Raw genomic sequence first — 8,050 nt, forward strand, 5'->3', positions numbered from 1 at the left:
CCACGTAGCAATATTACGATTTTGACAGGTGCATTGACTGACGTAATTTTATTTGACGGCAAGCGTGCTGTCGGTGTCAAAGTCGAGCACGAAGGCCTCGAACGTCTCGGGGCTCCCGGTGAGCGCGTGCACGTGCAGGCTTTTCAGGTCGCTCATGATGTAGAGGCTGACCACCTCGGCGCAGTCGGCCAGCTCCTGCGCGATGCGCTCGATGGCGGCCGGTGCGACCACGATGTCCAGAAAGGTCGAGTTCACCTGGCCCAGCTTCTCGGGGTTGATCACCGCGGCAAACAACTCGATCACGCCGCTGGCCTGCAGGCCCTGCACACGCGAGCGCGCATGCGCCCGCGAGATGCCGAGCTGGCGCGCGATGTCGGCAAACGAAGCGCGGCCGTCCTTGACCAGGATGTTGAGCAGGGCGGTGTCGAGCTTGCTCAGGCCGATGTCGGCGGCCTGCGTGGGTGGGTTCTGGGTCATGGCACTGCCCCAAGCAACTGGCGGGCCAGTGGGTTCGGCCGGCACCCGATCGTTTTGCCGTCCGTCGCCCGCGCGCTGTTCATCGCCCCTGCACCGGCGTACAACCGGGTTGAGGAAACGGTATGAACAGTATGGTTCGTTTTTTTCAGGTTGCTGGTCTCGCCGTGGCGGGGCTGATCACCAGCGCTGCGGCGATGGCACAGGACACCTGCGTGAACGAACCCGAGCGCGCCCACGAGCTGCGTGTGCTCGACGAAATCCAGATCACCGAGCTGATGGAGCGTTTTGAGGTGGTGGCCGCACCAAAGCGCCTGCACCACATGCTCGCCAGCCTCGTGGCCGCCTCACCCAAGCTGCGCCGGGGCCCGGCCGTGCACCTGCTGGCCTATGAAGACAAAGACCTCAACGCCTACGCCGCCGACCACGGCATGGTCATCCTCACCAGCGCGATGTGGAGCCAAAAAGAAGACCTCTCGGACGATGAACTGGCCGCGGTGATGGCACACGAACTCGCCCACATCGAGGGCCACGATTCCTTGGTGGAGGCGTGCACCAACCTGCAACGCCTGGGGCAGCCCGCCATGCGCTTTGAAGACGCCCGCGACCGCATGGCGCTCGAAATGTTCAACCCCCGCTCAAGATTGGCGCGCCAGGCGCAGCAGCAACTGCACGCGCAGGAACACGCCGCCGATGTGCGCGCCATCGCACTGCTGCGCGCCGTGGGCCGCAATCCGCAAGCCATGGTGAGCGTGCTGGCCAAAATCCACGGCACCACGCCGTCGGCTCTGAACCTGCTGATGGGCACCACGCACCCGGAGTTGCGCGCGCGGCTGGAGAAGGCGCAGGCGGCGGTGGATGCGGTCGGCGCAGGTCGACCGCTTCAGTCCGCGCAGTGAGCCACCAGCGCCTCACCCCAGGCCCACGGCCCGGTGAGCGTGAGCGTTACGGTGGTCCAATCGCCTTCGGTTTGTATCTGCTGGTCGGCGTCCCAGGCGCCGCCGTCGTCGAGCGGGCCGCGCGGGCCGGGGCTGTGTTGCTCAGCCCAGGCGAGCACCGCCTGCACCTCGTTCATCACCTCAGGCAATTGCTCTGCGCGCACGCTGGCCATGGCGTCCCAGGTGCCGGTGCCTTCGCCGTCGTCGCTGGCGTCGAAGAGGAGGTATTGGAGTTGCATGGATGGATTGTCCTGTCTTCGTCGGGTGTGTTTGTCTTCTTGGAAATCAATGACTGAAAACACAGCGGGCACAATGCGCGGCACAGGAGGATGAGCAGAATGATCGACCACCCGCCAGCGCAGGCCGCGACGAGCTTGGCGACCTTGCTCGCGAGGCCCGAGAGTCGAACTCTCGATTTCAAACGCATCAGCGGCAAACAGCACCGGATGTACGAAGCGGTCTGCGCTTTCGCCAACACCGAGGGAGGTTTTCTGGTCATCGGTGTGGGCGATGCCAAGGCGATGAAGCCCGGCGACAAGCAGCAGAGTCGCCTGTTCGGCATCGAAGAAAACCTGGAGGGGTTCGACAACTTTCGCGCAGAGTTGCTGACACGCTTTAGTCCGCCCATCACCCGATTGCACTGGATGCGTCTGCCTTGCACGCTGCACAACGGGCATGCGGGCCATGTGGTGGTGTTGTGGGTTGAGAAGAGCGACCAGATCCACTCTGTGGTGAACAACGGCACCTGGACGCGGATGGATGCGAGCAACCGCATGTTGAGCGCAGCCGAGATTGCCGAGCTGGCTTACCAGCGCGGCGTGCGCAGTGCGGTGGCCGAAACGGTGCCGGTAAAACTGACACTGTTGGAAACCGACACATGGCGTACCTTCGTGGCGGCACGGGGGTTGCGCTCCGGCACGTTTGCCGAGCAGTTGTTGCGCATTGGCCTGGCCGATGAAGTGGACGGTGAGGTACGCCCCTCGCGCGCAGCTGTTTTGCTGTTTGCCGACGAGCCGGGCAGCCTGCTGGCTGCGCACGATACCCGGGCCGATATCCGCGTGATGGTGTATGACGGCAAGCAGCCGGTGCCCGGCGCCACACCCAACCTGCGCAAGCCGGCCAAGACGGTGCGCGGGCCGCTGGTGCACCAGATTGACGAGGCGGTGAAGCTGGTGCTGGACGAGCTGGCCGCCGGGCTCACGCTGGCGGGCAGCGGTTTCAAGGCCAAGCACGTGTACCCGGAACGGGTGGTGAAAGAGGCTATCGTCAACGCGGTGATTCACCGCGACTACCGGCTCAACCGCGACATTTTCGTCCGCATCTTTGACGACCGCATCGAGGTGGAAAGCCCCGGCCTGTTTCCGGGCCGCATCACGGCCGACAACATCGACAAGGTAGGCAGCAAGGCACGCAACCCGCTGATTGCGCAGAACCTGCGTGAGTTTCCGGTGGCGCCCAACATCGACGCGGGCGAGGGCGTGAAGATGATGTTTTCGGAGATGGCGGCTGCAAAGCTCTATCCGCCGCAGTACCGCCAGTCGCCCGACGCGGCGGTGGAGACGGTGACCGTGACGTTGCTGAACCTGGAGCGACCCAGTGTGTGGGACGAGGTGGACGACTGGATTGACCGGAACGGGCCTATTGGCAACGCCAACTTGCGCGAGATTGCCGGCTGGGACACCCTGACGGCCTCGCGCCAGCTGCGCAACTGGGTGAGCCAAGGCTTGCTGGAGCCTTTGCCTGCTGCGTCGCGCCAGCAGGCGCGTTACACCAAGCCGTCCAAAGACGGAAAAGGGCAAAACTCATTATCTTGGGGCTTTGATATTGAAAGCGAAAATTGAGATAAATCCTTTCCAGTCAATCACTTACGCTGATGGCCATTATCTTCTGCTGAAAATATAAGCAGGGTGCTCTTGCCACCGGAGTGGGCCGAACCCCAGGCCCAAGGCAACATGGCGACGTTGGCCAGCCAGATTGTGGCGGCGCATGTCACCCAGGGCGGTCGGCTGGCTGTTTTGTGCGAAGAATGGAGCCGCTCGGGACGGTCAGTCCGGCGGCTTGGTTGAAGCGGTTTCAGGGCTTGTTCATTATTTTTCGGCTTGGATAATGAAATCCAAAACCAAGAAAAGTCCCTGTAAAACAAAGATCTTTTGCCCTACTCATTATCTTGTTGCCAGCTTTTTAAGCAAAACAGGACATTCGACAAGCCAAAGAAAAACGGCGCCCGAAGGCGCCGCGTTGACGGGTTGGCTCGCCGGGAGCCCTCACCCCTGCCCGCTCCCAGAGGGAGAGGGAGTGAATGCGGGGATCAGGCGGCCGCCTTCACCTTCAAGCGCCATGCATGCAGCAGCGGCTCGGTATATCCGCTCGGCTGGGCCTTGCCCTGGAACACCAGGTCCAGCGCAGCCAGGTAGGCCTTGCTGGTCTTGAAGTTGCCGGCCATCTTCTGGTAGAGCTTGTCGCCCGCGTTCTGGCCGTCCACCACAGCGGCCATGCGCTCGAAGGTCTTGGTCACTTGTGCTTCGGTCACCACGCCGTGGTGCAGCCAGTTGGCGATGTGCTGGCTGGAAATGCGCAGCGTGGCGCGGTCTTCCATCAGGCCCACGTTGTGGATGTCGGGCACCTTGGAGCAGCCCACGCCCTGGTCGACCCAGCGCACCACGTAGCCCAGGATGCCCTGCACGTTGTTGTCCAGCTCCTGCTGCTTCTCGGCCTCGCTCCAGTTCGGCGTGGCTGTCACGGGGATGGTGAGCAGGCCGGTGAGCAGGTTGTCGCGTTCCTTGTTGGCGTTGATCTTCTCCAGCTCCTTCTGCACGTCGCTCACCAGCACCTGGTGGTAGTGCAGGCTGTGCAGCGTGGCGCCGGTGGGGCTGGGCACCCAGGCGGTGTTGGCGCCGGCCTTGGGGTGGCCGATCTTCTGCTTGAGCATCTCGGCCATCAGGTCGGGCATGGCCCACATGCCTTTGCCGATTTGTGCCTTGCCGCGCAGGCCGCAGCTCAGGCCCACCAGCACGTTGTTGCGCTCGTAGCTCTGGATCCAGGCGCTGGTCTTCATGTCGCCCTTGCGCACCATGGGGCCGGCCAGCATGGCGCTGTGCATCTCGTCGCCGGTGCGGTCCAGGAAGCCGGTGTTGATGAAGGCCACGCGGCTGGAAGCCGCGGCAATGCAGGCCTTGAGGTTTACCGAGGTGCGGCGCTCTTCGTCCATGATGCCGAGCTTGACCGTGCTCTCGGGCAGGCCGAGCAGCTGCTCCACGCGGCCAAAGAGTTCGGCGGCAAACGCCACCTCGGCCGGGCCGTGCATCTTGGGTTTGACGATGTAGACCGAGCCCTTGCGCGAGTTGCGGATGGCGTCTTTCTTCGTGCGCTTGAGGTCGTGCAGGGCGATGGTGGTGGTGACCACCGCGTCCAGGATGCCTTCGGGAATCTCTTTGCCTTCCGCACCCCAGAGGATGGCCGGGTTGGTCATGAGGTGGCCCACGTTGCGCAGGAACATGAGCGAGCGGCCGTGCAGGCGAACCGCGTTCTGCTTGCCGTTGGGTGCGGTGTATTCGCGGTCGGCGTTGAGACCGCGCGTGAAGGTGGTGCCGCCCTTGCTCACCGACTCGGTCAGCGTGGCCTGCAGGATGCCGAGCCAGTTGCTGTAGGCCAGCACTTTGTCTTCGGCGTCCACCGCGGCAATGGAGTCTTCCAGGTCGAGGATGGTGGAGAGCGCGGCCTCCAGCACCAGGTCGCTCACGCCGGCGGCGTCCGTCTTGCCGATGGGTGTGTTGCGGTCGATTTGAATGTCGAGGTGCAGGCCGTTGTGCTTGAGCAGCACCGAGCTGGGCGCCTTGGCGTCGCCCTGGTAGCCCACCAGCTGAGCTTTGTCGGCCAGTTTGCTGGTGCCGCCTTCGGCCAGACCCACCACCAGTTCGCCGTCCTTGTTGATCTTGTAGCTCGTGGAGCCCACGTGTGAGCCCTTCTTCAGCGGCGCGGTGCGGTCCAGCACATGGCGTGCGTATTCAATGACCTTGGCGCCGCGCTTGGGGTTGTAGCCGCCCTTTTTGCCCACCTTCTCGCAGCCCTTGTCTTCCGAGATCACGTCGGTGCCGTAGAGCGCGTCGTACAGCGAACCCCAGCGCGCATTGGCGGCGTTGAGCGCATAGCGCGCGTTCAGGATCGGCACCACGAGCTGGGGGCCGGCCTGCACGGCCAGCTCGTCGTCCACGTTCTTCGTGGTCGCCTTCACCTTCTTGGGCTGGGGCACGAGGTAGCCAATGCCTTCGAGGAAGGTGCGGTAGGCCGCCATGTCGGCAATGGGACCGGGGTGGGCCGCGTGCCAGGTGTCCAGCTCGGTCTGCAGGCGGTCGCGCTCGGCCAGCAGCGCAGCGTTCTTGGGCGCGAGGTCGGTCACGATGGCGTCAAAGCCCGCCCAGAAGGCGGATTCGCTCACGCCGGTGCCGGGCAGCACCTGCTGGTTGATGAAGTCGGCGAGAACGGTGGCGACTTGAAGGCCGTGGATCTGGGTGCGGGTTGTCATGGTGGGTTCTCTGGTGAGGGCTTCGACAAGCTCAGCCCGAACGGGATGGTGGGAAGGGTGGAAAAAGGAAATCAGTCAAAAAAGGCGAGCACATCGCTCAGCTGGCTGCCGGTGCGGTGGGGCTGGGTGCCGAGTTCTTCAAAGGGCAGATTTTGTCGGTTCACCCACAGCGTGCGGTAGCCGTACCAGGTGGCGGCCAGTGCGTCCCAGGCGTTGCTGCTCACGAACGCGATCTGCCCACAGGCCAGGCCGGTGGCCTGCTCGCCCAGCGCATAAGCCTCGGGGTGGGTCTTGTACTTGCGGATCGGGTCCACGCTGATCACGTGATCGAGCAGACCCTCAAGCCCCGCACTGCGCACCGCAATGCCCAGCATGTCGGGGTCGCCATTGCTGAGGATGCCGGTGACCACACCGCGCTCGCGCAGCGCCTGCAGCACGGCGCGGTTTTCCGGAAAAGCCGAGAGGTGGCGGTACTGGTTCATGAGCCGCGCGGCGCGCTCTTCAAAGGCGGGCCAGTCGCTGCGCGCCTCGGGCGCGATCGTCTTGATGGCGTAGGCCAATGCGCTTTGCGTGAGCGCCCAGAACGGCCGGTAGTGCGCGCCGTGGTCGCTGGTGGTCACCAGCCGCGTGTATTCAATCTGCTTGTCGCGCCAGAGTGTTGCCAGTCTCGCGCCCTGTCCTGGAAACAGCTGCTCGGCGAGCAGGCCCACGCTGTACACGTCGAACAGCGTGCCGTAGGCGTCGAAGAGGACTGCGCGGGGTTTTTGCATCTGTTCACTGTATTGCAGACTTTCACAGGCATTGATGACCGACTTTGACCAGGATCAGTGACTTTTATGAATGCAATGCATGTTTCGGGCACACTTTGACGATGCCTTCCTCCTCCGAATCACAGCTGCTGGTGGTTTGCCTGTGTGCCGACTGGTGCGGCACCTGCCGCGACTACCGCCCTGTGCCGCAAAGCTTGGTTGACGCCCTGCCGGGCGTTCGTGCCCTGTGGGTGGACATTGAAGACCACGCCGAGGTGCTGGGTGACACCGATGTGCAGGACTTTCCAACGGTGCTGCTGGTGCACGACGGGGCGCTGCTGTTCTACGGACCGTTGCTGCCGCACCGCGCGACGCTGGAGCGGCTGGTGCAGCAGGCCCTGACCGGGCGGTTGTCGCCTCTCGAACCCGACAGTGAGATGCAGGCGCTGATCGGGCGGGTCATGGCGTTTGCACAAGCGACAGGTTGAACGCGTTGGAGCATTCAACCGCAGCCAACTGTGGGAACTTGCCGAAGGCGCCGACTTGGCGCTTGCCGCGGGGTTTGCCTGGATGTTCCCAGTTTCAGATGGATCAATCGCGAAGCAGCTCGTCCAGCGACGCAACCACCTTGGCTTCGCAGGCGGCAAGGAGGGTGTCCATCTCCTGTTGCACCGGAAGGTAGTTGCCTTCTGCCCAGCGGGACTGCGGCCAGGCTTGCGCAGACTGGTCGGCGCACGAAACAGTTCTTGGACCCATCAGGGACCGGATCGAAGCGCCTTCCATCTTTCGGTAAATCACGAGGTCGGTCTTGAGCCGGTAGGTGGCTTCGTCGGTGCCCGCCAGGTTCTCGTAGACCAGCCGCGCATATTTGCGTCCAGCCGGTTTCTGAGTCTGTGATGGTGCGCGGCATCTGCCCGGGCGCGTCCCAGGTGGGTGCGCTCATGCCGAAGTGCGCCCAGATGGGTGAGCTGCGGCCATAGGCAAAGGCGTCCCCCACCCACACGCTGTGGCTGGACTCCCCGTCGCTCACAGCCTGTGCGTGACCCTCCACGAAGGGCAGGGCACCGAGGTAGTAGGTCTTGAAAGCCGGATCGGCGTAGGCGCTGGTCTTGGGCAGCAGCCACGGGCGCTGGAAGAGGTCGTAGTCGTTGGTGAAAAAGACGTACGGCTTGGTGGTGCTCCACGCCACGTCGGCACTGTCCAGCGCGCCTGCCGGCGTGTGGTACACGGTGTGGTGCGTGGTGGCGTCGCTCACCACCGTGTGGGTGATGTGGTCGTTCGCGTTCACCAGCACCGGCGTGGTGATGCTCAAGTTGCCCAGCGCCTCGATGCTGGCCGAGCGGTTCTCGATGCGCTCGCTGGCGGAG

The 8,050-nt window shown here is 63.8% G+C and carries 8 protein-coding genes; 4 read left to right on the forward strand and 4 right to left on the reverse strand.

Annotated features, from left to right (window positions below; genetic code table 11):
* Positions 1 to 48: 48 nt before the first annotated feature.
* Positions 49 to 477, reverse strand: a complete 429-nt coding sequence (locus ACN4F8_RS12890; RefSeq protein ID WP_419473958.1) for an Lrp/AsnC family transcriptional regulator — start codon at positions 475 to 477, stop codon at positions 49 to 51.
* Between the two features lie 122 nt (positions 478 to 599).
* Between ACN4F8_RS12890 and ACN4F8_RS12895 the strand changes: the two genes are divergently transcribed.
* Positions 600 to 1,373, forward strand: a complete 774-nt coding sequence (locus ACN4F8_RS12895; protein WP_419473959.1) for a M48 family metalloprotease — start codon at positions 600 to 602, stop codon at positions 1,371 to 1,373.
* Here ACN4F8_RS12895 and ACN4F8_RS12900 read toward each other — a convergent pair.
* Positions 1,358 to 1,651 (reverse strand): hypothetical protein, encoded by a 294-nt coding sequence (locus tag ACN4F8_RS12900; RefSeq protein WP_419473960.1) that lies wholly within the window; start codon positions 1,649 to 1,651, stop codon positions 1,358 to 1,360. The genes ACN4F8_RS12895 and ACN4F8_RS12900 overlap by 16 nt on opposite strands.
* Before the next feature lie 99 nt (positions 1,652 to 1,750).
* On the opposite strand from ACN4F8_RS12900, the gene ACN4F8_RS12905 reads away from it, so the two are divergent.
* Positions 1,751 to 3,253 carry an ATP-binding protein gene (locus tag ACN4F8_RS12905; protein WP_419473961.1) on the forward strand — a complete coding sequence of 501 codons (1,503 nt, stop codon included), beginning with the start codon at positions 1,751 to 1,753 and terminating at the stop codon, positions 3,251 to 3,253.
* Positions 3,254 to 3,720: 467 nt separating this feature from the next.
* On the opposite strand, the gene ACN4F8_RS12910 is transcribed toward ACN4F8_RS12905, so the two are convergent.
* The gene (locus tag ACN4F8_RS12910) at positions 3,721 to 5,934 is read right to left on the reverse strand and encodes a malate synthase G (RefSeq protein ID WP_419473962.1); all 2,214 of its coding nucleotides are present in this window, start codon (positions 5,932 to 5,934) and stop codon (positions 3,721 to 3,723) included.
* Positions 5,935 to 6,005: 71 nt separating this feature from the next.
* Complete coding sequence (locus ACN4F8_RS12915) at positions 6,006 to 6,704, reverse strand: haloacid dehalogenase type II (protein WP_419473963.1); 699 nt, start codon at positions 6,702 to 6,704, stop codon at positions 6,006 to 6,008.
* A gap of 101 nt (positions 6,705 to 6,805) precedes the next feature.
* Here ACN4F8_RS12915 and ACN4F8_RS12920 point away from each other — a divergent pair, with 101 nt between their 5' ends.
* Positions 6,806 to 7,171 (forward strand): thioredoxin family protein, encoded by a 366-nt coding sequence (locus ACN4F8_RS12920; RefSeq protein WP_419473964.1) that lies wholly within the window; start codon positions 6,806 to 6,808, stop codon positions 7,169 to 7,171.
* A 663-nt stretch (positions 7,172 to 7,834) separates the two neighbouring features.
* Positions 7,835 to 8,050 (forward strand): hypothetical protein (locus ACN4F8_RS12925; protein WP_419473965.1); only part of this gene is annotated, 216 nt, incomplete at its 3' end.

Source organism: Hydrogenophaga sp., from assembly GCF_048549895.1.
In the GTDB taxonomy this organism is placed as follows: Bacteria; Pseudomonadota; Gammaproteobacteria; order Burkholderiales; family Burkholderiaceae_C; genus Hydrogenophaga.